This window comes from Maritimibacter sp. 55A14, from assembly GCF_003122205.1.
In the GTDB taxonomy this organism is placed as follows: domain Bacteria; phylum Pseudomonadota; class Alphaproteobacteria; order Rhodobacterales; family Rhodobacteraceae; genus QEYE01.
This window is the reverse complement of record NZ_QEYE01000010.1, coordinates 46,845-68,685: the sequence shown is the minus strand read 5'-3', so window position 1 is coordinate 68,685 and position 21,841 is coordinate 46,845. Positions and strand designations below refer to the sequence as shown.

24 protein-coding genes are annotated in these 21,841 nt (G+C 67.5%); 8 read left to right on the top strand and 16 right to left on the bottom strand.

Features of this window, described 5'->3' with window-relative positions; genetic code table 11:
• Positions 1–1,002, bottom strand: a complete 1,002-nt coding sequence (dgcN, locus tag DDZ14_RS10215) for an N-acetyltransferase DgcN (RefSeq protein WP_109424867.1) — start codon at positions 1,000–1,002, stop codon at positions 1–3.
• Positions 1,003–1,176: 174 nt separating this feature from the next.
• A complete protein-coding gene (locus DDZ14_RS10210) occupies positions 1,177–1,527 on the bottom strand; it encodes a hypothetical protein (RefSeq protein ID WP_109424866.1) in 351 nt (116 codons plus the stop codon).
• Positions 1,528–1,743: 216 nt separating this feature from the next.
• Between DDZ14_RS10210 and DDZ14_RS10205 the strand changes: the two genes are divergently transcribed.
• Positions 1,744–2,724, top strand: a complete 981-nt coding sequence (locus DDZ14_RS10205; protein ID WP_109424865.1) for a glutathione S-transferase family protein — start codon at positions 1,744–1,746, stop codon at positions 2,722–2,724.
• Here DDZ14_RS10205 and DDZ14_RS10200 read toward each other — a convergent pair.
• On the bottom strand, positions 2,716–3,081 hold the full coding sequence (locus DDZ14_RS10200; protein WP_109424864.1) for a response regulator transcription factor: 366 nt from the start codon (positions 3,079–3,081) through the stop codon (positions 2,716–2,718). The two genes, DDZ14_RS10205 and DDZ14_RS10200, sit on opposite strands and share 9 nt — an antisense overlap.
• A gap of 173 nt (positions 3,082–3,254) precedes the next feature.
• On the opposite strand from DDZ14_RS10200, the gene DDZ14_RS10195 reads away from it, so the two are divergent.
• Positions 3,255–4,028: a metallophosphoesterase family protein gene (locus DDZ14_RS10195; RefSeq protein ID WP_109424863.1), complete on the top strand. Its 774-nt coding sequence runs from the start codon at positions 3,255–3,257 to the stop codon at positions 4,026–4,028.
• Here the strand turns inward: DDZ14_RS10195 and DDZ14_RS10190 are convergent.
• The 7 genes from DDZ14_RS10190 to DDZ14_RS10165 form a co-directional block, all read right to left on the bottom strand.
• Positions 3,997–4,197 (bottom strand): DUF2783 domain-containing protein, encoded by a 201-nt coding sequence (locus DDZ14_RS10190; RefSeq protein WP_109424862.1) that lies wholly within the window; start codon positions 4,195–4,197, stop codon positions 3,997–3,999. The two genes, DDZ14_RS10195 and DDZ14_RS10190, sit on opposite strands and share 32 nt — an antisense overlap.
• A gap of 1 nt (position 4,198) precedes the next feature.
• Entirely contained in the window at positions 4,199–5,806 is a 1,608-nt protein-coding gene (locus tag DDZ14_RS10185; protein ID WP_109424861.1) for an FAD-dependent oxidoreductase, read from the bottom strand.
• 39 nt (positions 5,807–5,845) lie between these two features.
• Entirely contained in the window at positions 5,846–6,796 is a 951-nt protein-coding gene (locus DDZ14_RS10180; RefSeq protein WP_109424860.1) for an MBL fold metallo-hydrolase, read from the bottom strand.
• Positions 6,797–6,863: 67 nt separating this feature from the next.
• Positions 6,864–7,829 carry a fumarylacetoacetate hydrolase family protein gene (locus DDZ14_RS10175; RefSeq protein WP_109424859.1) on the bottom strand — a complete coding sequence of 322 codons (966 nt, stop codon included), beginning with the start codon at positions 7,827–7,829 and terminating at the stop codon, positions 6,864–6,866.
• Positions 7,826–7,957 (bottom strand): hypothetical protein, encoded by a 132-nt coding sequence (locus tag DDZ14_RS20135; RefSeq protein WP_255417501.1) that lies wholly within the window; start codon positions 7,955–7,957, stop codon positions 7,826–7,828. Before DDZ14_RS20135 ends, DDZ14_RS10175 begins: the two co-directional genes overlap by 4 nt.
• A complete protein-coding gene (gene hmgA, locus DDZ14_RS10170; protein ID WP_109424858.1) occupies positions 7,954–9,315 on the bottom strand; it encodes a homogentisate 1,2-dioxygenase in 1,362 nt (453 codons plus the stop codon). The genes DDZ14_RS20135 and hmgA overlap by 4 nt, the downstream gene beginning before the upstream one ends.
• 59 nt (positions 9,316–9,374) lie before the next feature.
• Positions 9,375–9,836 (bottom strand): Lrp/AsnC family transcriptional regulator, encoded by a 462-nt coding sequence (locus DDZ14_RS10165; RefSeq protein WP_109424857.1) that lies wholly within the window; start codon positions 9,834–9,836, stop codon positions 9,375–9,377.
• A gap of 115 nt (positions 9,837–9,951) precedes the next feature.
• Here DDZ14_RS10165 and DDZ14_RS10160 point away from each other — a divergent pair, with 115 nt between their 5' ends.
• The 3 genes from DDZ14_RS10160 to DDZ14_RS10150 are packed head-to-tail and all read left to right on the top strand — an operon-like array spanning position 9,952 to position 12,903.
• Entirely contained in the window at positions 9,952–11,034 is a 1,083-nt protein-coding gene (locus tag DDZ14_RS10160) for a pyridoxal-phosphate dependent enzyme (protein ID WP_109424856.1), read from the top strand.
• Positions 11,027–12,151 (top strand): Xaa-Pro peptidase family protein, encoded by a 1,125-nt coding sequence (locus DDZ14_RS10155; protein WP_109424855.1) that lies wholly within the window; start codon positions 11,027–11,029, stop codon positions 12,149–12,151. The genes DDZ14_RS10160 and DDZ14_RS10155 overlap by 8 nt, the downstream gene beginning before the upstream one ends.
• A gap of 14 nt (positions 12,152–12,165) precedes the next feature.
• Entirely contained in the window at positions 12,166–12,903 is a 738-nt protein-coding gene (locus DDZ14_RS10150; protein WP_109424854.1) for an aspartate/glutamate racemase family protein, read from the top strand.
• Positions 12,904–12,909: 6 nt separating this feature from the next.
• Here the strand turns inward: DDZ14_RS10150 and DDZ14_RS10145 are convergent, their stop codons facing one another.
• Entirely contained in the window at positions 12,910–13,887 is a 978-nt protein-coding gene (locus tag DDZ14_RS10145) for a zinc-ribbon domain-containing protein (RefSeq protein ID WP_109424853.1), read from the bottom strand.
• A gap of 160 nt (positions 13,888–14,047) precedes the next feature.
• On the opposite strand from DDZ14_RS10145, the gene DDZ14_RS10140 reads away from it, so the two are divergent.
• The 3 genes from DDZ14_RS10140 to DDZ14_RS10130 are packed head-to-tail and all read left to right on the top strand — an operon-like array spanning position 14,048 to position 16,373.
• The gene (locus DDZ14_RS10140; protein WP_109424961.1) at positions 14,048–14,725 is read left to right on the top strand and encodes a cell division ATP-binding protein FtsE; all 678 of its coding nucleotides are present in this window, start codon (positions 14,048–14,050) and stop codon (positions 14,723–14,725) included.
• Positions 14,722–15,627, top strand: coding sequence for an ABC transporter permease (locus DDZ14_RS10135; protein WP_158275501.1), 906 nt, complete (start codon positions 14,722–14,724; stop codon positions 15,625–15,627). The genes DDZ14_RS10140 and DDZ14_RS10135 overlap by 4 nt, the downstream gene beginning before the upstream one ends.
• Positions 15,627–16,373, top strand: a complete 747-nt coding sequence (locus DDZ14_RS10130; RefSeq protein WP_109424959.1) for a 1-acyl-sn-glycerol-3-phosphate acyltransferase — start codon at positions 15,627–15,629, stop codon at positions 16,371–16,373. The genes DDZ14_RS10135 and DDZ14_RS10130 overlap by 1 nt, the downstream gene beginning before the upstream one ends.
• Here DDZ14_RS10130 and DDZ14_RS10125 read toward each other — a convergent pair.
• The 5 genes from DDZ14_RS10125 to DDZ14_RS10105 all read right to left on the bottom strand — a co-directional run bounded on the left by DDZ14_RS10125 (position 16,358) and on the right by DDZ14_RS10105 (position 21,743).
• Positions 16,358–17,401 carry a fatty acid desaturase gene (locus DDZ14_RS10125; protein WP_233252541.1) on the bottom strand — a complete coding sequence of 348 codons (1,044 nt, stop codon included), beginning with the start codon at positions 17,399–17,401 and terminating at the stop codon, positions 16,358–16,360. The two genes, DDZ14_RS10130 and DDZ14_RS10125, sit on opposite strands and share 16 nt — an antisense overlap.
• A 121-nt stretch (positions 17,402–17,522) precedes the next feature.
• Positions 17,523–18,485: an acetyl-CoA carboxylase carboxyltransferase subunit alpha gene (locus tag DDZ14_RS10120; protein WP_109424852.1), complete on the bottom strand. Its 963-nt coding sequence runs from the start codon at positions 18,483–18,485 to the stop codon at positions 17,523–17,525.
• Positions 18,486–18,566: 81 nt separating this feature from the next.
• The gene (locus DDZ14_RS10115) at positions 18,567–19,424 is read right to left on the bottom strand and encodes a class I SAM-dependent methyltransferase (RefSeq protein WP_109424851.1); all 858 of its coding nucleotides are present in this window, start codon (positions 19,422–19,424) and stop codon (positions 18,567–18,569) included.
• A gap of 66 nt (positions 19,425–19,490) precedes the next feature.
• Positions 19,491–20,447, bottom strand: a complete 957-nt coding sequence (locus DDZ14_RS10110) for an L-malyl-CoA/beta-methylmalyl-CoA lyase (RefSeq protein ID WP_109424850.1) — start codon at positions 20,445–20,447, stop codon at positions 19,491–19,493.
• Between the two features lie 123 nt (positions 20,448–20,570).
• Complete coding sequence (locus DDZ14_RS10105; protein ID WP_109424849.1) at positions 20,571–21,743, bottom strand: MalY/PatB family protein; 1,173 nt, start codon at positions 21,741–21,743, stop codon at positions 20,571–20,573.
• Between the last annotated feature and the right edge of the window lie 98 nt (positions 21,744–21,841).

The following is a 21,841-nucleotide window of genomic DNA, read 5'->3' as shown; positions in this document are numbered from 1 at the left end:
TCAGATCGCGGCGAGCGCATCGACCAGACGCGCGGCGCCCTGGCGGAACGGGTCCACCGCGGGCAGCCCCATGCGGGCCTCGACCCCGCCGAGATAGGACAGCGCCTCGGCCTCCGGCATGTGCTGGGTGTTGACGGAAATACCCACCACCTGCGCGGCGGGATTGGCGACCCATGCCAAGGCCAGCGCCGCGTCGCGCAACGTCTCCAGCGTCGGCAGGTCGTAATCCGGCAGCCCGCGCATGTGCTTCCGCGTGGGTTCATGCGCCAGGATCAGCGCGTCTGGCTGCCCGCCATGAATGAGCGCGAGCGACACGCCGGAAAAGGAGACGTGAAAGAGCGAGCCCTGCCCCTCGATCAGATCCCAGTGGTCCGGGTCGTTGTCGGGCGTCAGCCACTCGATCGACCCGGCCATGAAATCGGCCACCACCGCGTCCAGCGGCACCCCGCCACCAGTGATCAGGATGCCGGTCTGCCCGGTCGCGCGGAAGGTCGATTTCATGCCGCGCGCCCGCATCTCGGCATCCATTGCCATGGCGGTGTACATCTTGCCGACGGAACAGTCCGTGCCCACCGCGAGGCAGCGCTTGCCCGTGCGCCGCTTGCCGTCGGCGATCGGATAGGCGGTGTCGGGCACCCGCACGTCGTGCAGCGCGCGGCCTGTCGCTTCGGCCACGGCCACCAGGTCGGGCTCATCGCGCAGCAGGTTGTGCAACCCCGAGGCAAGGTCGAAGCCTTCCTCCAACGCCGCGACCAGCACCTTCTTCCACGCCGTGGAGATGACGCCGCCGCGGTTGGCCACGCCGATGACCAGGGTCTTCGCCCCGGCCGCCTTCGCCTCGGCCAGCGTCATGTCCACAAGCCCGAGATCGGCCTGGCAGCCCTCCATGCGGAACTGGCCCACGGCGTTTTCCGGCCGCCAGTCCTTGATGCCCTGCGCCACTTTCGCGGCAAGCTGGTCGGGCGCGTCGCCAAGAAACAGCAGATAGGGTGTCTGGATCATCGCGTGCCTCCGATGCTGTCCGAGAATCGTTTCCCCGCACTCTAGCAATTCCGGCCGGGAATTTTTCCGGGATTGCGGCGCACGCGCAGAGAAATGCGGCGGATTATTCGACGCAATCGCAGTTCACGCGAAGATACTGCCGCGGATCGGCTGTCTGCAATGCCAATCCGTGCGTCAGTCCCGCGACAGCAGCGCCACCGGCGCATCGTCGTCGCGCGAATAGTCGAGCGGCGGGCGGTCCGTCACCTGGGTTGCGCGCTTGAACTCGTATGTCATGCGCGATCCCTCCTGTGCGGTGGCGATGATCAGCGCCTGGCAGATATGCCGGGCGCCGTCATAGATGTCCACGCAGCCGCGCAGATGCGGGGCGTCCTCCACATCGAGCGTGAAGCCGTCCTCACGGAAACTCAGGATCGGAAAGCTCTCCTCCCCCACCCTGAGACGGAGCCGGCTGCGGCGACGCTGCGTCTGGCGGCGTGCCTGTTCCAGCCCCTCGCGTATGTCACGCGTCAGGAAATCCGTCATGGTCTTGCTCCTGTACCCGTATCAAGCTGACCGCAGCTTCGCGATCCGGTCAAGGCGCACGATCCTCGCGCAGCCCGTATTGCGGAATCTGTCGCCACGCCGCACACGCCTACCGCGAGCCTGTTGCGAAATTGTGAACAGTCCGTAAAGCCACGGGGAATTTTACCCGGCGCCGAAAGGGCCTAGCTGTGGGGGGAAGGGCAAAGGAGGCAGCCAATGGGACAGCTCATCGACGGGATTTGGCACGACGACTGGTACGATACCGAATCGACCGGCGGGAAATTCGTCCGCTCCACGGCCGGATTCCGCAACTGGATCACGCCGGACGGCGCGCCGGGGCCAAGCGGCGAGGGCGGCTTCCCGACGGAAAGCGGGCGCTACCACCTCTACGTCTCCTATGCCTGCCCCTGGGCCAGCCGCACGCTGATCTTCCGCGCGCTCAAGGGGCTGGAGGACCATATCAGCGTGGACGTGGTGCATCCCGACATGCTGTCCGACGGCTGGAGTTTCGACAGCGGCTGGCCAGGCGCGACCGGCGACAGGCTCTATGGCGCTGCCTTCCTGCGGGACATATACACCCGCACCGACCCGAAGATCTCCGGCCGGGTGACGGTGCCGGTCCTGTGGGACCGCAAGCGCGAGACCATCGTCTCCAACGAATCGTCCGAGATCATCCGGATGCTGAATTCCGCCTTCGACGGGATCACCGGCAACCGGCTCGACTTCTGGCCCGAAGACCTGCGCGAGGAGATGGAGCCCGTCAACGCGCGCATCTACGACACGGTCAACAACGGCGTCTACAAGGCCGGTTTCGCCACGACACAGAGCGCCTATGACGATGCCGTGGGGGCGCTCTTCGACACGCTGGACTGGCTGGAGGACCGACTGGCGGCGCGGCGCTACCTGGTGGGCCGGCGCATCACCGAGGCCGACTGGCGGCTCTTCCCGACGCTGATCCGCTTCGACCCGGTCTATCACCTGCATTTCAAGTGCAACCGGCGCCGGCTGATCGACTATCCCAATCTCTGGGGCTATACGCGCGAGCTATACCAGTGGCCGGGCGTGGCCGGGACGGTGGATTTCGGCCATATCGTGCGGCACTACCACTACAGCCACACATCCATAAATCCGCACCGCATCATCCCGATCAATCCGGTTCTGGACCATCACGCGCCGCATGGGCGCGGATCACTGTAGCGGGGACCCGTAATGCTCCACCATCGCACAGAGATCGTCCGGCGGTAGCTCCGCCTGCACGAAGGCGCAGGCATTCGGGATATGCCGGAAGATCGAGCCGTCGGAAAAGAAGCTGGTGTTGGTCACGAAGATGACCTTGGTGTCAGGCCGCCGGTAGCTGGCGAAATCGGCCACCGCGAAGGCGCTGCCATCCGCCAGCACCAGATCGAGGATGATGATGTTCATCGGGCGGTCGCGGATCGCGGCGATGGCGTCGGACTGGGTGTTCGCAAGCTCGACCTCGGCGCCCTGGCGTTCCAGATGCCGCTGCCAAATCCGGCCGAGCGTCGTATTGCTTTCCACAATAAGGACGCGCATGAAACCTCCGGTGCTGCCGCACCCTTCCCCGATGCGCGGTGGTTTTGACATTCGATCTACTAACGAAAGGTTAACATTTCCCTAAGGATGGTTAACGCTGTGTTCATACTCTACCCCTGTTCTGGCAACGTCGGCGGAAACCCGCCCGCCGCAAGCCCGGAGGCCGATGCGCGATGACCCGCCGCCTTTACGCGATCGGAGACATTCACGGCCAGCGCGCGAAGCTGGAGGAGGTTCATGATCGCATCACTGCGGACAAGGACGCCTGCGGCGATCCGGCTGCGCCGGTCGTGCATCTGGGCGATCTGGTGGATCGCGGCCCCGACAGCCGCGGCGTCATCGAGCGGCTGATCGCGGGGATCGAAGGCGGCGAACCCTGGCATGCCCTGCGCGGAAATCACGACCAGATGTTCCAGCTTTTCCTGGAAGGCGACGATGACCCGATGATGGAATCCTGGCTGCGCCCCGGCATGGGCGGGCAGGAGACGCTGGCCTCCTACGGCGTAATCGCTGCCGCCGACCGTCCGCTGGCCGTGATCCGCGCCGAGGCCCGCGACGCGGTGCCCGCCGCGCACCGGGAGTTCCTCGCCGCGCTTGCCCCCTGGCACCGGGAGGGCGATGTGCTCTGCGTTCATGCCGGCATCCGCCCCGGCGTCGCGCTGGAGGAGCAATCCGAAGAGGACCTTTACTGGATACGCGAGGAGTTCCTGTCGGCCCGCAGCCCGCATCCCTGGCTGGTGCTGCACGGTCACACGCCGGTGGAACGCGTCACCCATTGCGGCAACCGCGTCGCCATCGACACCGGCGCGGGGTTCGGTGGGCCCCTTTCGGCCGTGGTGGTGGAGGACGGGGCGGTCTGGCTGCTGACCCGCCGCGGACGCCAGAGCGTGGCGCCCGGCCCGCGCGGCGGCGGGTTCAGTCGTCTCTGGCCATTCCGGCGGTCCTGAGCGCCTCGCTCAACACCGCGCGGTCGCCGATGTGATTGGCCAGGATCAGGATCAGCCGCGCGTTGATCGCATCGCTCTCGGCCTTGGAGCGGCCATCATGCAGCGCCAGCAATTCGGCCATGAACCCGTCCGCGTCGTCGATATTCGCATCGGTCTTGAGCTTGCCCATCTCAGCCTCCCTGCCCGGTGGCCACGCGCAGCGCCGCGCGCACCGCGTCCTCGTCGTAGCCGGTCCAGCGCGCCGCGACATGCTGGTCGGGCCGGATCAGATAGACCGCCTGCGCCGCGCCGCCCAGATAGCGCTTGGCGAGACGCGGATCGGCATCGGCGCGCAGAGCCAATGTCACGACCTCGATTCCGTCCTCCTCCAGCCGTTCCGGCACCTCCGTCCCGATCGCCAGCAGCCGGAAGCCGCCGCCCAGCCGGTCGAGCAGCCAGCCATCCCCGGTGGGTGCGTCGCAGGCCGGCGCACCGGGCGCGTTACGCAGTGGCAGCGCGTCGTCGTCGGGACCGTTGAGCGGCCCGTCCTCGTAGACGCTCGGCGTCGAGAGCCGCCCGGAATTCACCAGCCTGCGGGCGAATTTCCGGCGCTCGGCAAGGTGCAGGACGGCATCGCGGAACGCGCGGCTCGTCTCGGATTTCGGGGTGATGAATTCGGTGGACCGGGTGGAATTCAGGATGTTCTCGTCGGCGGCGAAGACGCGCTCCCAGTTGTAGCTTTCGATCAGGGCGGGCGGGGCCGCACCGTCGAGCACCAGCTTGAGTTTCCAGCACAGGTTGTCCACATCCTGAAAACCGCTATTGGCGCCGCGCGCCCCGAAGGGTGAAACCTGATGCGCCGCGTCGCCCGCGAAGATCACCCGTCCATTCACGAACCGGTCCATCCGGCGGCACTGGAAGGTGTAGATCGACACCCAGTCCAGCGCGAAGCGGGTCCTGGCGCCCAGCATCTGGCGCAGCCGCGCGGTCACCCGTTCGGGCTTCACCTCCTCTTCCGGGTCGATCCCGCGGCCCAATTGGAGGTCGATGCGGAAAATGCCGTCTGGCTGCTTGTGCAGAAGCGCCGACCGTCCGCGGTTGAAGGGCGGATCGAACCAGAACCAGCGTTCGGAGGGGAAATCGGCTTCCATCGCCACGTCGGCGATCAGGAAACTGTCCTCGAAGGCGCGGCCGATGAAATCCTGCCCCGTCATCCGGCGGATCGAGGAGTTGGCGCCATCGCAGGCGATCAGCCATTGCGCATCCAGATTGTACGGGCCTTCCGGCGTGTCCACCTCCAGCCGCACGAAATCCTCGTAGACGCCCAGCGCCGAGACATGGTTGCGCCCGCGGATCTCTATGGGCCGGCCCTCGGCGGCCAGCGCGCGCACGCGGTCCACCAGATAGGTTTCGAGGTGGTATTGCTGGAGATTGAGGAAGGCCGGACGCTTGTGGCCCTCTTCGGGGAGCAGGTTGAACTCGAAGACGCGCCGGTCCCCGAAGAAGACCTTGCCGGTGTCCCATTGCACGCCTTTTCCAGCCGCGGCGTCGCCGCAGCCAAGCCGGTCGAGAATGTCGAGCGTGCGCTTGGAGAAGCAGATCGCACGGCTGCCGAAGGACACTTTGTCGTTGTCGTCCAACACCACCACCGGTACGCCCTGCTGCGCCAGATCGATGGCGGCAGCCAGCCCGACCGGCCCGGCGCCCACCACGACGACCGGGTGGCGCACCGGGTCGAGCGCATCCTGATCGGGCGAACGTGCATAGGGATAGAGCGGGGTTTCGAAAATCGCGGTCAAGGCTCCTCTCCTCCGGCTGTCGGGCGGGCGATCCGGCGCTCAGCCCTGCAGCGCTTCCCACATTTCCAGATCCCGCGCCGCCGTCCAGATCCGCGGCGTGTCGATGCCGCGGGCCTCGTCATAGGCGCGCGAGACGTTGAAGGGCAGACAGTGCTCGTAGATCGCGTAATCCGCGAATTTCGGATCGCATTCCGCGCGCACGGCCGCCCACGCGTCCTTGAGTGTACCACCTTTGGCCGCAACCCGCGCGGCGGGCCGGTAGGTGCTGGCGACGAAATCCGCGGTATTGTCGAGCGCGGCGCGCACCATGTCCGGTCCCACCAGCGCGTCGCCCCGTCCAGGCGCAATCGCGGCGGGGCGGAAGCCGCGCACCACATCGAGCGTCCGTCCCCAATCCGCGAAATGTCCGTCGCCGCAATAGCAGGCGGAATGGTACTCGACGATATCGCCGGTGAACATCACCTCGGCATCGGGCACCCAGACCACCGCATCGCCGGCGGTGTGCGCCCGGCCCGGATGCAGGATATCGACGCGCCGGTTTCCCAACCAGACTGTCATCTGGTCGGTGAATGTGGTCGTCGGCCAGGTCAGGCCCGGTATCCCCTCATGCCCTTCGAACAGCCGCGGAAACCGCTGAAACTCGCTCTCCCAATCCTCCTGCCCGCGTTCGGCCACCATCGCGCGGGCGGTGTCGGACATGATGATCTGCTCCGCGCCATAGGCCGAGGCCCCCAGCACCCGCACGGCGTGGTAATGGGTCAGCACCAGATGGGTGATCGGTTTCTCGGTCACTTCGCGGATATGGGCAATCACCTTGCGCGCCAGCCGCGGTGTGGCCTGCGCCTCGACCACCATCACGCTGTCGTCGCCGACGACCACGCCGGAATTCGGATCGCCCTCGGCCGTGAAGGCATAGAGCCCCGGCCCGATCTCGGTGAAACTGGTCTTCTTCTCGCCAAGGTCGCCGGCGCTGGCGAAGGTTCTGGCCATGGTGCCTCCTTTCAATGAACAAGCGGGCGGGGCTGTGCTTGCGTCGCGCGATCTAGCCGAGTCCGGGTCATGGCGCCTGCACCTCCTGCGCGATGGTGCCGAAGATCGAGCGGCCGTGGTCGTCCTCCATCCAGATGCGCGCCCGGTCGCCCGGCTGCAGGAAGGGTGTGACCGGCGCGCCGGTCAGGATCGTCTCGACCATGCGCTGTTCGGCGATGCACGAATAACCCGCGCCGCCCGCGGCCACGGTACGGCCCGGCCCGCCATCGGCGCCGCGGTTCGACACCGTGCCCGAGCCCAGTATCGTGCCCGCCGGCAGCGGGCGCGTGCGCGCGGCATGCGCGAGGAGCTGGCCGAAATCGAAGGTCATGTCGCGCCCGGCATCGGCACGCCCGAAGGGCTGCCCGTTCAGATCGACCCGGAGCGCGCCGTGAAGCTTGCGCCCGTCCCATCCCGGCAGCGCGTCGGGCGTCACCGCAACGGGGGAGAAGGCGTTGGGCGGCTTCGATTGCAGGAAGCCGAACCCCTTGGCCAGTTCCCCCGGCACCAGGTTGCGCAGCGAGATGTCGTTGCAGAGCATCACCAGCCGGATCGCAGCCGCAGCCGCCTCCGGGTTCGCGCCCTGCGGCACATCACCGGTGATCACCGCGACCTCGGCCTCGAAGTCGATGCCCCAGTTCGGATCGCCGGTGATCGGGGCCGTAGCCGGCAGGCAGGGCGCGGGGCAGCCCTGATAGATCAGCGGATCGGTCCAGAAACTTTCCGGCATCGCAGCCCCGCGCGCCTGGCGCACCAGCGCAACGTGATTCACATAAGCCGACCCGTCGAGGAACTGTGCCGCGCGCGGCAGCGGGGCCAGGGCATCAGCCTCGGCAAAGGGCATTTCGGGACCTCGCGGGCCAACGGCGTTCGGCTCCTGCGCGAGCATGTCCAGCAGGCTCACCGGCATTGCCCGGCAGGTGGTCAGGTCGTCCGAGACGGCCACCGCCCGCCCGTCACGATGCGCGTCATCTGCCAGCGTAGCGAATTTCATTCGTCGTCTTTCCGGTCATCCCCGCCCCGGTCCTGAAGCCGCAGCGCCCGGCGCAGGGCCTTGAGATTCCAGACCACCAGCAGCACGACCAATACGATCGCGCCCAGAGCCCACAGGATCGCGTTCATTTTTCCCCCGGCGTGCCGTCGAACTTCTTCTCCAGCCCATCCCAGCAGTCGATATAGTCGTCCTGCAAGGGCGCCTCGGATGCGGCAAAATCCGTCAGGTGCTGCGGAAACCGTGTCTCGAACATGAAGGACATCGTGTCGTCGAGCTTCTCAGGTCCAAGTGCGGCGTTCGAGGCGCCCTCGAAGGCCGCGCGGTCGGGACCGTGCGGCAGCATCATGTTGTGGAGGCTCATGCCGCCGGGGACGAAGCCCTGAGGCTTGGCGTCGTACTGCCCGTGTATATTGCCCATCAACTCGGACATGATGTTCTTGTGATACCAGGGCGGCCGGAACGTGTTCTCGGCGACCAACCAACGTTCCCTGAACAGCACGAAGTCGATATTCGCCGTGCCCGGAGCGCCCGAATGCGCGGTCAAAACCGTGAAGATCGACGGGTCGGGATGGTCGAAAAGCACCGCGCCCACCGGGCAGTAATTGCCCAGGTCGTATTTGCAGGGCGCGTAATTGCCGTGCCAGGCCACCACGTCGAGCGGGCTCTGCCCGATCTCGGTCCGGTGGAACTGCCCGCACCATTTCACCGTCACGGTGGAGGGCACCTCGCGATCCTCGAACGCCGCGACGGGCGTCTTGAAGTCGCGCCGGTTGGCCATGCAGTTCGCGCCGATCGGCCCGCGGCCCGGAAGCTCGAATTTCTGACCGTAGTTTTCGCAGACGAAGCCGCGCGCGGGGCCTTCCAGTACTTCCACGCGATAGAGCAGCCCGCGCGGGAGGATCGCAATCTCGCGCGGGGCCAGGTCGATCAGGCCCAACTCGGTGGCGAAGCGCAGACGGCCCTGCTGCGGGACCACCAGCAATTCGCTGTCGGCGGAGTAGAAATAGGCGTCCGTCATGCTTTCGGTCACCAGGTAGACATGGCTGGCCATGCCGGTCTGGGTGTTCACGTCGCCCGCCGTGGTCATCGTGCGCATGCCGGTCAGCCAGGTCAGCGGCGCGTCCGTCATCGGCACCGGATCCCAGCGGTACTGGCCCAGGCTGATAACGTCCGGGTCCACGCAGGGCGCGGATTTCCAGTAGGGCAGGTCGATCTTCCGGTAGCGTCCCGAATGCTTGACCGAGGGACGTATCCGGTAGCACCAGGTGCGTTCGTTCTGGTGGCTCGGCGCCGTGAAGGCGGTGCCCGAAAGCTGCTCGCCATAAAGCCCGTAATTGCATTTCTGCGGGCTGTTCATGCCCTGCGGCAGCGCGCCCGGCAGGGCCTCGGTCTCGAAATCGTTGCCGAAGCCGGGCATGTAGCCGGGATGGGTCGCGGCGGGACTACCCGCCTGGACCATGTCGCGCGGCGTGGACTGGCGATTCATCTGAACTCCTCCCCAGGTCAGAGATCAGCCGGAAGGGTATCGTTGCAAATGCAACGGTGTCAAGGGATCGGCACGGCCAGGCCGGTCTTCTTGCGGTCCATCATCACCGAGGTCCGGAACCGCCGCACATTGGCGTTCTCGAAGAAGAGCCGGTGCGTCAGCGCCTGGAAATCCTCCATGTCGCGGGCCATGCAGATCAGGCAGAAATCCGCCTCGCCGGTCACGTAATAGCATTGCTGGACCTGCGGTTCGGCTTGCACGCGGCGGGTGAAGGCGTCGATCTGATCGAGCCGCTCGCGTTCCAGCTCCACCATCACGACAAAGCCCATCGGCTGGCCGACCTTCGCGGGGTCGAGCAGCGCCACCTCGCCAAGGATCACGCCGGCATCGCGCAGACGCCTGACCCGCCGCTGGACCGAAGCGACGGAAAGCCCGCTATCGGCGGCAAGGGCTTCCAGCCCGGTGCGGGCGTTGCGTTGCATTGCGTCGAGGATGACATGATCCGCACGGTCGAGCTGCATTGCGGCCTCCGATGCCGGTTTACGGGAATTTTTCTCATGAAAGCCGCGAGAATGATGCACGTCAATCGCCGACGCCGTTTATGATGCCGTCCGACACCCGCCGACGGATACGTGCATGAAAGACCTGACGAACCCCTACCGCCACGCGGCGCTGCCGCCCGCCATCGCCGGGATCGAGGGCGAGGTCGCCTCCGATCCCTCCCCCGCGCTGGAGCTTCTGGCGCGTTGCCCGGCGCATTGTGCGACGCCGCTGGTGCCGGTTCGCGCGCTGGCCGCCGAACTGGGGCTGGCGGCGCTGCACGTCAAGGACGAGCGCGGGCGCATGGGTCTGGGCAGCTTCAAGGCACTGGGCGCGGCCTATGCCATCGCGCGGGACGCAGCAAGCGCGCTCGGTCCGCGAATCGACGACCCTGCGGCGGGGCCCAGGGCGCTGGCGGGCCGGGTCTATGTCACCGCGAGCGCGGGCAATCACGGCCTCTCGGTGGCCGCCGGGGCGCGCGTCTTCGGGGCGCGGGCGGTGGTCTATCTGGCACGCAGCGTCCCCGCCTCCTTTGCCGATACGCTGCGCGGCTACGGCGCCGAGGTCATGGTCGAGGGCGCGGATTACGCTGCCAGCATGGAAGCCGCCGAAGCCCGCGCGGAGGCCGAGGGCTGGACGCTCCTGTCCGATTCGACCTGGGAGGGCTGCACGACCGGGCAGGCGGTGATGGAGGGCTACCTGGCCATGGCCGCAGAAATCGTGGAGGCGCTCGACACGCCGCCAACCCATGTCTTCCTTCAGGCCGGTGTGGGCGGGCTCGCCGCGGCGCTGGCCGCGCATCTGCGGCCCGCCTGGGGCGACGCCCCGCGCCTGATCGTGGTGGAGCCAGACGCCGCCCCGGCCTTGGCCGAAAGCATCCGGGCGGGCCGGCCCGTCCATGCCGGGGGGCCGGCCTCGGTCATGGGCCGGCTGGACTGCAAGGAGCCGTCGCTGATGGCGCTGAAATGCCTGGCCGCGACGGCAGACGACTTCGTCACCGTCAGCGACGCGGAGGTGGAGGCGATCCTGCCCGACCTGGCGCGTCACGGGCTCGCCACTTCTGCCTCAGGCGGGGCGGGTTACGCTGCGCTGGCGGCGGCGCTGAAGGCAGGCGCGCTGGGGCTCGACGCAGATTCGCGGGTGCTGCTGATCCTTTCGGAGGGACCGGTCGATGACTGATTTCCCGCAGGCGGAATACGAGGCCCGCCTGGCCCGCGCGCAGGCCCTCATGCGTGCTGACGGCATGGACGCTCTGCTGCTCTGCACCGAGGCGGAGTTCCGCTATTTCTCGGGCTTCCGGACGCTCTTCTGGCAAAGCCCCACGCGTGTCTGGTGCCTGCTGGTTCCCGCCGACGGCGCGCCCATTGCGGTCATCCCCGAGATCGGCGCGGACCTGATGGCGCAGACATGGATCAGCGATATCCGCACCTTTCCGGCACCGGGCGGTGAGGCGGAGGGGCAGCGGCTGCTCCGCTCGGCGCTCGCCGGTTGCCGCCGCATCGGCCTGCCGATGGGCGCGGAATCGAGCCTGCGCATGCCACTCGCGGATTTCGAGCGGCTGCGCGCCGGTCTGGACGCCGAGTTCACGGACGCCACGCCGCTGGTGCGGGCGCTGCGGATGGTCAAGTCGCCCGCAGAGATCGCGCTGCTGCGGCGCATCTGCGGCATCGGCAGCGCGGCCTTTGCCCGCGCGCCGGAGCTTTTTCACGAGGGCCAGCCGCTCGACGCGGCGTTCCGGGCCTTCCGAATCGCGCTCCTGGAAGCGGGCGCCGATGACATTCCCTATCTGGTCGGCGGCGCGGGGCCGGGCGGCTATTCCGGGGTGATCTCGCCGCCAGATGACCGGGCCCTGCGCGAGGGCGATGTGCTGATGCTCGACACCGGCGCGACGCTCGCGGGCTATTTCTGCGATTTCGACCGCAACTGGGCGGTGCGGGACGCCAGCGACGACGCCAGCCGGATGCACGAGACGCTCTGGCGCGCCACCGACGCCGGGCTCACCGCCGCACGCCCCGGCGCCACCTGCGCGGATCTCTTCCACGCAATGTCCGGCATTCTGGGCGGCGGATCGGAGATCGGACGCCTGGGCCACGGACTGGGGATGCAACTGACGGAATGGCCGTCGCTGGCGCCGCATGACAACACGGTGCTGGAGCCGGGCATGGTGCTGACGCTGGAGCCCAGCCTGTCGCGAAGCGATGGCCGAATCATGGTGCATGAGGAGAATATCCTGATAACCGATGGCGCGCCGGACCTGCTGACCGACCGCGCGCCGCGGGAATTGCCGGTGATCTGAGAGGGGGAGGTGCGATGGCACGCGATTACACGCTCGACAACGGATACGGCACGACGGCACGGCTGGGCATGATCGTGCTCTCCACCGACGAGACGATCGAGAACGAGGCGCGCCGGGTCATGGACCGGCCCGGCATCAGCCTGCTGCATGCGCGCATCCCGGCCCACGCCGATGTCACGCCGCAAACCCTGGCGCTGATGGAGGCCGAAATGCCGGGGACGGCGGCGCTGCTGCCGGCGGGGCTCGACGCGGTGGCCTATGCCTGCACCTCCGGCGCCACGGTGATCGGCTCGGACGTGGTCGCCCGGCACATCCAGTCGGCGCATCCCGACGCCGCGGTGACCGATCCCGCAGTGGCTGTGACGGCCGCGCTCGAGGCTCTGGGCGCACGGCGTATCGCGCTGGTAACGCCCTATCTGGCCAGCGTGACCGAGCCGATTCGCGCGCGGCTGAAGCGCAGCGGCATCGAGACCGTGGCCGAGCAATCCTTCGGCGAAAAGGATGACTGGACCGTGGCCCGCATCACCGAGGCCGCGACGCTGGACGCGATCCGGGCCGCCGCCGGAGAGGCGGACTGCGATGCGATCTTCGCAAGCTGCACCAACCTGCGCAGCTTCGGCATCATCGAGACGGCCGAGCGGGAATTGGGGCTGCCGGTGATCTCGTCCAACCTGGCGCTGGTCTGGCACCTGTTGCGCCTCGCGGGGGTGGAGGCGCGCGGCTGGGGGCCGGGGCGGCTCTTCGGGGTCTGACCGCGCTCAGGCGCCGTCGTCTTCGGCCTCGTCACCGGAATTCGACAGGCCAGTGCCGACAATCGAGGCCAGCCCCGCGCGCAGCGTATCCACATGCTCCACAAAGGCGGTGACGAAGGGCGCGGTGTCGGGCGCTGCCTCGATCACGCGCACCGGACGCAGATAGACGACCGTCAGCATCAGGAAGATCAGCCCGGCCAGCACGAAGCCCACGCGGAAGCCCGCGCGGTGTCCGCTGCTGCGGCCTGTTTCCGGCTCCTCGATCATCACGTCGCTGGCCGCGGGCCGCTCGCGCGTGCTGTCGGAGGCCGAGCGCAGGGAGGAGTTGATCTGTTCGATATCGGGCAGCAATTCCCGGCGCGATTCGCCGGGCTCCCGCCGCCGCGGGGCCGGTGCCACGGCTGTCCGGCTTTCCTTGTGTTCAGTCTCGCGGGGAGGCGTTCGCGGCGCGGCCGGTTCGTCGCTCAGCCCCAATTCGGTCTGGGTCTCGAGCGACTCGCGCTCCGCTTCCTCGCGCAGGATATCGAGCACGGCCTGATCAACCGGCCGGCGTTCCGGCGTGCCGCTGCCACGGTCGTGCGGCGCTTCGTCGTCGGATTTCCCGTCGCCGGGGGCCATGCCAAGCGCCGCGGCGAGCGCCGCCGCGGCATCGCGATGTTCCCTGTCCCGCCCGGATAGCCGGGTGCCGCGATCCGGCGCATCGGCGGCGGCGTCCTGCGTGGCGGCGTCGGCCGCCTGTTCCTCTTCGTCCGGGACCGCTTCGGCTTCGTCCGGGGCCGCTTCGGCCGCCGTCTCCCCGGACGGTTCGGGCGCGGTATCCTCTTCCGCAAGCGCGGCGCCCGCCCGGTCGGCTGTCTCATGCCCTTCCGGAAATTGCATCCAGGTATGCCCGCAATTCGAACATTGCACGTCGCGCCCGCCCTCGGGGATCGCACTGTCGTCGACCTCGTACTGGGCGGCGCAATTTGGGCAAACCAGACGCATGCTGCTCCTCGTGCGGTTTTGCGGCGGCAGGTGCCGATTCGCCGCTTTTCAATCTTGTACCGAGCGAAGCCTTGCATTCCAAGCATTCGATGCGGCAGGAAAGGTCAGAGCCGTTCGGGCCGGACTTGCCGGAACCGCGGGTCGGAATGAGGCATGAATGGTGATCGAACTCTCGCAAGCGGCCTATGGCTATGACGGCGGCGAACTTCTGGCCGAGCTGGATCTGCATATTCCGCCGGGCTCGTTCCATTTCCTGACCGGACCGTCCGGCTCGGGCAAGACCACCTTCCTGAAACTGTGCTACATGGAGTTGTTGCCCAAGCGCGGAAGCGCCCGCATCCTGGGCCGCGACGTGCGCGAGATGACCCGCGACGATGTCGCTTTCACCCGCCGCCGGATCGGCGTGGTGCATCAGAACTGCGAGTTTCTGGACCACCTGCCGCTGGCCGAGAACCTGTCGCTGCCGCTTTCGGTCGCTGGCCGCGACACTGCCGAGGCCGCCGCCGATCTGGAGGAGCTTCTTTCCTGGGTCGGGCTGGAGGCGCGGCGCAACGCGCTGCCGCCAGAGCTTTCGGGCGGCGAGCGGCAGCGCGCCGCGCTGGCCCGTGCGGTGGTCACGTCGCCGGAGGTGATCCTGGCCGACGAGCCGACCGGCAACATCGACTGGGACATGGCGCAGCGGCTCCTGCGGTTGCTCATCGAGCTCAACCGCATGGGCAAGGCGGTGGTGATCGCGACGCATGACATGAACCTGATCCGTGCTGCCAAGGCGCATGTACCAGCGCGGGTGCTTCGGCTTCGCGGCGGTCGGCTGCAGCTTGCGGGGGCCGACCTGTGAAGGCCCGCCTGCTTGGCGCCGCAGCCCTGCTGGCGGGCGATAGCAAGGCCGACCGCGTGGTGCCGCCTTCCGGCTTCACGGCGCGGCTGACCGTCTTCACCTCGGCGGCGATGGCCTTCCTCGCGGTCTTCGCGCTGGCGCTGTCGCTGGCCACCGGGCGGCTGGCGGACCGGTGGTCGGACCAGCTCGCGCGCAGTTCCACGGTGCGCATCTCCGCGCCCGAGGACCAGATGCCCATTCAGGAGGCCGCGGTGCTCGAGGTGCTGCGCACCACGCCGGGCGTGGCCGATGCGCGACTGATGAGCCGGGCCGAACAAGCGGCGTTGCTGGAACCCTGGTTCGGCCCCGATCTGCCGATCGAGACGCTGCCCATCCCGAGCCTCGTGGAGGTGATCGAATCCGAAGCGGGCTTCGATCCGGACGGGCTGCGGCTGAGGCTCGCGGCCGAGGCGCCGGGCGCCGTGCTCGACGATCACACGCGCTGGCGCCGCCCGCTGGTGGAGGCCGCCGGGCGGCTCAGGGCCTTCGGGCTGATCGCCATCGGGCTGATCGCGCTATCGACCGCGGCGATGATCACGCTGGCCGCCAACGCGGCGCTGGCCGCCAATGCCCGCGTGATCGGCGTGCTGCGGCTGGTGGGCGCGCAGGACAGCTACATCGCGCGGGCCTTCGTGCGGCGTTTCACCAACCGGACGCTGAGCGGCGCTACGGTCGGGACGGTGGCGGGGCTCATCGCGATCATGTTCCTGCCCGCCGCGGACGAGCAGGGCGGCTTCCTGACAGGGCTGGGCTTCCAGGGCTGGCACTGGCTCTGGCCGCTGGCGATCCCGCCGCTGGCCGCCATCACCGCCTTCTGGGCCACCCGCTTGGCGGCGATCCGCACCTTGAGGGGGCTGACATGATCGCCCATGCCTGGCGCTGGCTCCGCTCTCTGGTCTTCGTGGGGCAGATGTATGCCACGATGGCGCTGATGGCGGTCTTCTTCACCCCGCTGGCGATGCTGGACCGCAAATGGGCCTTCGCCGCGGTCCGCACCTATTGCCGCTGGGTCCGCTGGACGGCGCGCTGGATGGTCGGGCTGCGCTCGGAAGTGCGCGGCGCGGTGCCGCAGGACGAGGTTCTGGTCTGCGCCAAGCACCAGTCCTTCTTCGACATCATCCTGATCGTCAGCGAGGTGCCGCGCCCAAAATTCATCATGAAGCGGGAATTGCGCTGGGCGCCGGTGCTTGGCTGGTACGCACTGCGCATCGGGTGCGTACCGGTGGACCGCGGCAGGCGCGGACGCGCCATTCAGCAGATGGTGGACGGGGTCGAGAAGGACCGCGCCCATCCCGGTCAACTCATTATCTACCCGCAGGGCACGCGCGTCGCGCCGGGCCATTACCTGCCCTACAAGATCGGGCCGGCGATCCTCTATGACAAGCTGGCACAGGATTGCGTGCCCGTGGCCACCAATGTCGGCGTGTTCTGGCCGCGCACCGGCATCTACCGCAAGCCCGGCCTCGCGGTCGTGGAGTTCCTGCCGCGCATCGAAACGGGAATGGACCAGCGCGCCTTCATGGCCCGGCTGGAAACCGAGATCGAGGGCGCCTCGAACCGATTGATGGAGGAGGCCGGCTTCCACCCTGCCGGTCAGAGCGTCCCGTAAATTGCGCGCGCCTGGGCATAGGACAACAACCGCCGCCGCTGCTCATCCCAGAGCTGGAGCTTGACGCAGGCGAAACTCTCCATCAGCGTCATGCGCTGTGCCTCGGCCAGTACCGCATGGTCACGCAGGACCTCCGGCAAGCGGTAGAAGGGGATGCGGCTGTAGAGATGGTGCACATGGTGCACGCCGATATTTGCGGTCATCCATTGCAGTACCTTCGGCAGCACGTAATGCGAACTGCCATGCAGCGCGGCGTCGTGAAGCTGCCAGTCCGGCTCGTGATCCCACTCGGTCTCCTCGAACTGGTGCTGGACATAGAAGAGCCAGACCCCGATCGAGGCCGCGATGAGCGAACTGGGCAAGAAGACCAGGAGGATCGGCATCACCCCGCCGAAATACCCGATCAGCCCCAGTCCCAGCGCCAGGCAGGCATTGGTGCCCATCGCGCTGACCCAGTAGCGCCAGCCGGCATCCATGAGGCCCATCGGCAGCCGGTGGACGAACAGGAACTGGATGCAGGGGCCCAGCACGAAAAGCGTCAGCGGATGCCGATAGAGGCGGTATTTCAGCCGCCCGAAGCGCGACCGCGACCGGTACTCCTCGACCGTCAGGGTGGCGATGTCGCCCATGCCGCGCTTGTCCAGGTTGCCGGCGCTGGAATGGTGCTGCGCGTGGGCGCGCCGCCAGACGTCATAGGGCGTCAGGGTCAGCACGCCCAGCGCGCGGCCGATCCAGTCGCTGACCTGCCGGTTGCGGAAGAAGGCCGCGTGCCCGCAATCGTGCTGGATCGCGAAGATGCGCACCAGGAAAGCGCCGTTGACGACCGACAGCCCCATCGCCAGCCAGTAGCTGACCGAGATCGACCACCAGGCCAGCGCCCAGAGGATCAGGAACGGCACCAGACTGACCGCCAGTTCGAAGGCGCTGCGCAGATGGTTCGGTTCACGGTACCGCGCCAGCACTTTTACCCAGTCTTTGGCGTTGCTCATGTGCTGGGGCGTGGCCCCGGTCGCGTTCATCACGGGCATAAAGATCGGTGTTCCCATATTTTCGATGCACCCCGGATAGACGATACCCGGAATTTGGCAAGGAAATTGCGCGCGGACGCTCCGCTGCGCGCGAAAATTTCATCGTCGGACCGGGGCCGGGTCAGGCCGCCAGCCCCTTGGAGCCGAGATCGAGGAACTTCTTGCGCCGGTCGTCGACGAGTTGCTCCGGGGTCTTCTTCTCCAGCTCGACAATCATCTCGGCCAGGGCCTTGCCGACGGCGGCGACCGTGGCATGGCGGTCGCGTTGCGCGCCGCCCAGCGGCTCGGGGATCACCCGGTCGGCCACGCCCAGCTTGGCCAGATCCTGCGCCGTCAGCCGCAGCGCCTCGGCCGCCTCGCGCATCTTGTCGGCGTCCTTCCACAGGATCGAGGCGCAGCCTTCCGGCGAGATCACGGAATAGACCGAATGCTCCAGCATCGCGACGCGATTCGCCGTGGCGAAGGCCACCGCGCCGCCCGAGCCGCCCTCGCCGATGATCACAGTCACCAGTGGAACCCCGAGTTGAAGGCATTTCTGGGTGGAGCGCGCGATCGCCTCGGACTGGCCGCGTTCCTCGGCGCCCTTGCCGGGATAGGCGCCAGGCGTGTCCACCAGCGTCACCACCGGCAGCTTGAACCGTTGCGCCAGATCCATCAGCCGGATCGCCTTGCGATAGCCCTCGGGCCGGGCCATGCCGAAATTCCGCTCGATCCGGGTCTTGGTGTCATGGCCCTTTTCATGGCCGATTACCATGACCGGGCGGTCGCCCAGCCGCGCCAGCCCGCCCATCACCGCGTGGTCGTCGGCGAAGTTCCGGTCGCCCGCCAGGGGCGTGTATTCGGTGAAGAGCGCGTCGATGTAATCCTTGCAATGCGGCCGGTCGGGATGCCGCGCCACCTGGCATTTCCGCCAGGGGCTGAGATCCTTGTAGAGGTCGCGCAGCATGTCGGCGGCCTTCCGGTCCAGCGCCTCGGCCTCCTTGCTGACATCCGTCTCCTCGCTCGTCCGCGCCATCGCGCGCAGCTCCTCGGCCTTGCCTTCGATCTCGGCCAGGGGCTTCTCGAATTCGAGGTAGTTCTGCATGGATCGCTCCGTCCCGTCCGCGGGTGGCAGCCTATATGAGGCCCGTGGCCCCGGATTGCAACGGCCAAGCGCGCGCCGCGGTCACTCCGCGCGGGCGGTGTAGAAGATCACGCGGGCCGGAATGCGCGCCCCGTCCGGCGCCGCGAAATCGGCAAAAGCCGCCTCGATCCCCGCGCGGATCGCGGCTGCGTCCGCGTCGGTGCCGTCGAAATCCTTGAGGATACGCGCGGCAAGGCCCACTCGCGAGGCCAGCGTCGCCGCCGCCGGAATGCCGCCGGGATGGTGCAACTCCAGCGTCACCTCCTTGGCTTGCGGATCGGCGAACCCGGCCTGCGCCATCAGGCCGGTGACACGGCCGCTGTCGGCGAAGGCCATCGGGCCGGGCGCGCCGTGCTCCGGTGGGTCGGGCCAGCCCAGCCGGTTCGCCGCCACGTCGCGGGGCAGGCGGAACCAGGGGTTGCCCTCGATCCCGGCCCAGCAGGCGAAGACCAATCGCCCGCCGCGCGCCAGCGCGGTGCGCATATTGGCGAAGGCCGCTTGCGGATCGGCGAAGAACATCACCCCGAATCGCGAGATCAGAAGATCGAAATGCGCCTTCGGCAACGCGGCGGTCTGTGCGTCGGCCAGCCGGAACTCGGGCTGCGTCAGGCCGGCAGCGTCGCGTCGTGCGGCGGCGCGCGCCAGCAGGGGCTCGGAGATGTCGAGCGCCAGAACCTCGCCCTTCGGTCCCACAGCCTCGGCCAGCAGCAGCGAATTGGCCCCGGTGCCGCAGCCGACTTCCAGCACCCGCTCACCGGGACGGATGGCGCCGCGGTCGAGAAGCCCGGCGGAGACGACGCTCAGGATCGCGTCCATCCCCTCCTCGTTTTCGATCCATTTCAGCCCGCTGGGGCCGTTCCAGAATTCTGCCTGTTCCGAATTCGGATCCGCGTCGGTCATGGATCGGTTCCCCCGGCTGCCTCGATGCAGCGAGACTATCAGCGACGCCGCCGGGGAAAAGGCAAATCAGCGTGAAATCATCTCGGCCTGCTTGACCACGACTTCGGCCTGCTTGATCGAGGCGATGTCCACCAAGCGCCCTTTGTAAGTGGTCGCGCCCTCGCCGCGGGCCTTGGCGTCTTCCATCGCCTGAAGGATCTCGCGGGCTTCGGTCACGGCCGCATCGGACGGGGTGAAGACCTCGTTGGCCAGCGCAATCTGCTTGGGATGGATCGCCCATTTCCCGACCATGCCCAGCGTCGCCGACCGCCACGCCTGGGCGCGGAACCCGTCATCGTCGGAGAAATCGCCGAACGGGCCGTCCACGGGCAGCAGGCCGTGCGTCCGGCACGCCGCGACAATCGCCACATGCGCCCAGTGCCAGGGATCGGACCAGTGCTTCTGCCCATCATGCAGCATGTAGTAGTTTTCCTGCGTGCCGCCGATGCCAGTGGTCTGCATCCCCATCGAGGCCGCGAAATCCGCGGCCCCCAGGCTCATCGCTGCCAGCCGGGGCGAGGCGGCGGCGATCTCCTCCACATGGGCGATGCCGGCGGCGGATTCGATGATCACCTCGAACGCGATCCGCTTCTTGCGGCCCTTCGCGGCCTCGATCGAGGTCACGAGCGCATCCACCGCATAGATATCCGCCGCGCAGCCCGCCTTGGGGATCATGATCTGGTCGAGCCTCTCGCCCGCCTGTTCCAGCAGATCGACCACGTCGCGGTACCAGAAGGGTGAATCGAGCCCGTTGATCCGCACCGACAGGGTCTTGCGGCCCCAGTCCACGTCGTTGATCGCCTGAATCGTGTTCCGAAGCGCCGCATCCTTGTCGCCGGGCGCCACCGAATCCTCCAGGTCGATATTGATGACATCGGCCTCGGAGGCGGCCATTTTCTCGAAGAGCTTGGGATTCGAGCCAGGTCCGAAAAGCTGGCAACGGTTCGGGCGTGCGGGCGGCTGAGGCTGGATGCGGAAACTCATGGTCGGGTTTCTCCGGTAAGGATGTGTCAAAACGGTCCGCCGTGTGGATAGAATATTGCGCGACCGCGCGCAACATGCCGCAGCGCAGAATTCACCGCGCAGCGGCGTTTACCGGCCGGAGGGCTACTGAAGATCGGCGAATGCGTGCCGGAGCCTTGCCACTGCCTCGTCAATGCGGGCGCGCTGCGTGCCGATGTTGAAACGCAGGAAATTCTCGCCCCCGGTGCCGAATGTGGGGCCGTGATTGGCGGCGATCCGCGCCTCCTGCTCCACCCGGCGCGTGAATTCGGCCCGGTCCATGCCGGTACCGGAGAAATCCACCCAGGCGAGATAGGTCGATTCCATCCGCATCGAGGCCAGGCCGGGGATCGCGTTGACGCCGGCATCGAAGGCCCGGCGATTGCCATCCAGATAGGCAACCAGTTCATCCACCCAGGCGGCACCCTCGGGCGAATAGGCCGCCTTGGTCATGTGCATCCCGAAATTGCTGGCCGAAACGCCGAGCCCGGCCATCGTGGCCGCGAATTTCCGCCGCAGGGCCGCGTCTTCGATGATCACGTTGCCGGTATGCGTCCCGGCAATGTTGAAGGTCTTGGAGGGCGCGGTCAGCATCACCAGCCGGTCCACGATGCCGGGTGCTGCAAACGGCATGGGAATGTGTCCCGCGCCGGGATAGACCAGATCCTGATGAATCTCGTCGGAGATGAGCAACAGGTCGTGGCGTTCGCAGAAAGCCGCGACTGCCTGCAATTCCGCCTCGGTCCAGACCCGGCCGCCGGGATTGTGCGGCGAGCAGAGGATCACCGCCTTCTCGTCCCCGGTCATCTGCCGGTCATAGGCGTCGAAATCCATCTCGTAGCGGCCGTCCCTTTCGACCAGCGGGCATTCGACCACGGCGCGGCCGGCGCCGTGGATCACCCGCGCGAAGGCGTGGTAGACCGGCGTGAAGAGCACGATGCCGTCGCCCGGTTCGGTGAAGGTCTGCAAGGTCAGCCCGACGCCATTCACCACCCCGTGCGTGGTGAAAATCCAGTCCGGCGCGATTGGCCAGCCATGCCGCGTCTGCATCCACCACTGGATCGCCCGCCGGTACTCGGTATCCGGCCCGTAATACCCGTAGATCCCGTGATCGAGCAATTCGCGCACCGCATCCTGGATGCAGTCGGCCGAGCGGAAATCCATGTCCGCCACCCACATCGCCAGCCCGTCCTCGGGCGACACGCCATAGAGCGCCTCCATCTTGTCCCATTTGTTGCAACGGGTTCCACGACGGTCGATGATCCGGTCGAAATCCATGTATGCGCTCCGCTTCGGTGTTCGCGCGCAGGCTAGCGGCGCTGGGTTGCCGTGCAAGTCAAAAAGCCGACAGTTGCGCGCGCCGGGGGGATCGCCTA

What these genes read in the sequence shown, in the direction of transcription:
- DDZ14_RS10125 (WP_233252541.1), bottom strand. Translation starts at nt 17,401, where the DNA reads ATGCCCGTGATGAACGCGACCGGGGCCACGCCCCAGCACATGAGCAAC.
- DDZ14_RS10160 (WP_109424856.1), top strand. Translation starts at nt 9,952, where the DNA reads ATGAAAGACCTGACGAACCCCTACCGCCACGCGGCGCTGCCGCCCGCC.
- DDZ14_RS10105 (WP_109424849.1), bottom strand. Translation starts at nt 21,743, where the DNA reads ATGGATTTCGACCGGATCATCGACCGTCGTGGAACCCGTTGCAACAAA.
- DDZ14_RS10210 (WP_109424866.1), bottom strand. Translation starts at nt 1,527, where the DNA reads ATGACGGATTTCCTGACGCGTGACATACGCGAGGGGCTGGAACAGGCA.
- DDZ14_RS10165 (WP_109424857.1), bottom strand. Translation starts at nt 9,836, where the DNA reads ATGCAGCTCGACCGTGCGGATCATGTCATCCTCGACGCAATGCAACGC.
- DDZ14_RS10120 (WP_109424852.1), bottom strand. Translation starts at nt 18,485, where the DNA reads ATGCAGAACTACCTCGAATTCGAGAAGCCCCTGGCCGAGATCGAAGGC.
- DDZ14_RS10190 (WP_109424862.1), bottom strand. Translation starts at nt 4,197, where the DNA reads ATGGGCAAGCTCAAGACCGATGCGAATATCGACGACGCGGACGGGTTC.
- DDZ14_RS10175 (WP_109424859.1), bottom strand. Translation starts at nt 7,829, where the DNA reads ATGAAATTCGCTACGCTGGCAGATGACGCGCATCGTGACGGGCGGGCG.
- DDZ14_RS10205 (WP_109424865.1), top strand. Translation starts at nt 1,744, where the DNA reads ATGGGACAGCTCATCGACGGGATTTGGCACGACGACTGGTACGATACC.
- DDZ14_RS10180 (WP_109424860.1), bottom strand. Translation starts at nt 6,796, where the DNA reads ATGGCCAGAACCTTCGCCAGCGCCGGCGACCTTGGCGAGAAGAAGACC.
- DDZ14_RS10150 (WP_109424854.1), top strand. Translation starts at nt 12,166, where the DNA reads ATGGCACGCGATTACACGCTCGACAACGGATACGGCACGACGGCACGG.
- DDZ14_RS20135 (WP_255417501.1), bottom strand. Translation starts at nt 7,957, where the DNA reads ATGAACGCGATCCTGTGGGCTCTGGGCGCGATCGTATTGGTCGTGCTG.
- DDZ14_RS10155 (WP_109424855.1), top strand. Translation starts at nt 11,027, where the DNA reads ATGACTGATTTCCCGCAGGCGGAATACGAGGCCCGCCTGGCCCGCGCG.
- DDZ14_RS10145 (WP_109424853.1), bottom strand. Translation starts at nt 13,887, where the DNA reads ATGCGTCTGGTTTGCCCAAATTGCGCCGCCCAGTACGAGGTCGACGAC.
- dgcN (WP_109424867.1), bottom strand. Translation starts at nt 1,002, where the DNA reads ATGATCCAGACACCCTATCTGCTGTTTCTTGGCGACGCGCCCGACCAG.
- DDZ14_RS10195 (WP_109424863.1), top strand. Translation starts at nt 3,255, where the DNA reads ATGACCCGCCGCCTTTACGCGATCGGAGACATTCACGGCCAGCGCGCG.
- DDZ14_RS10110 (WP_109424850.1), bottom strand. Translation starts at nt 20,447, where the DNA reads ATGAGTTTCCGCATCCAGCCTCAGCCGCCCGCACGCCCGAACCGTTGC.
- DDZ14_RS10200 (WP_109424864.1), bottom strand. Translation starts at nt 3,081, where the DNA reads ATGCGCGTCCTTATTGTGGAAAGCAATACGACGCTCGGCCGGATTTGG.
- DDZ14_RS10115 (WP_109424851.1), bottom strand. Translation starts at nt 19,424, where the DNA reads ATGACCGACGCGGATCCGAATTCGGAACAGGCAGAATTCTGGAACGGC.
- hmgA (WP_109424858.1), bottom strand. Translation starts at nt 9,315, where the DNA reads ATGAATCGCCAGTCCACGCCGCGCGACATGGTCCAGGCGGGTAGTCCC.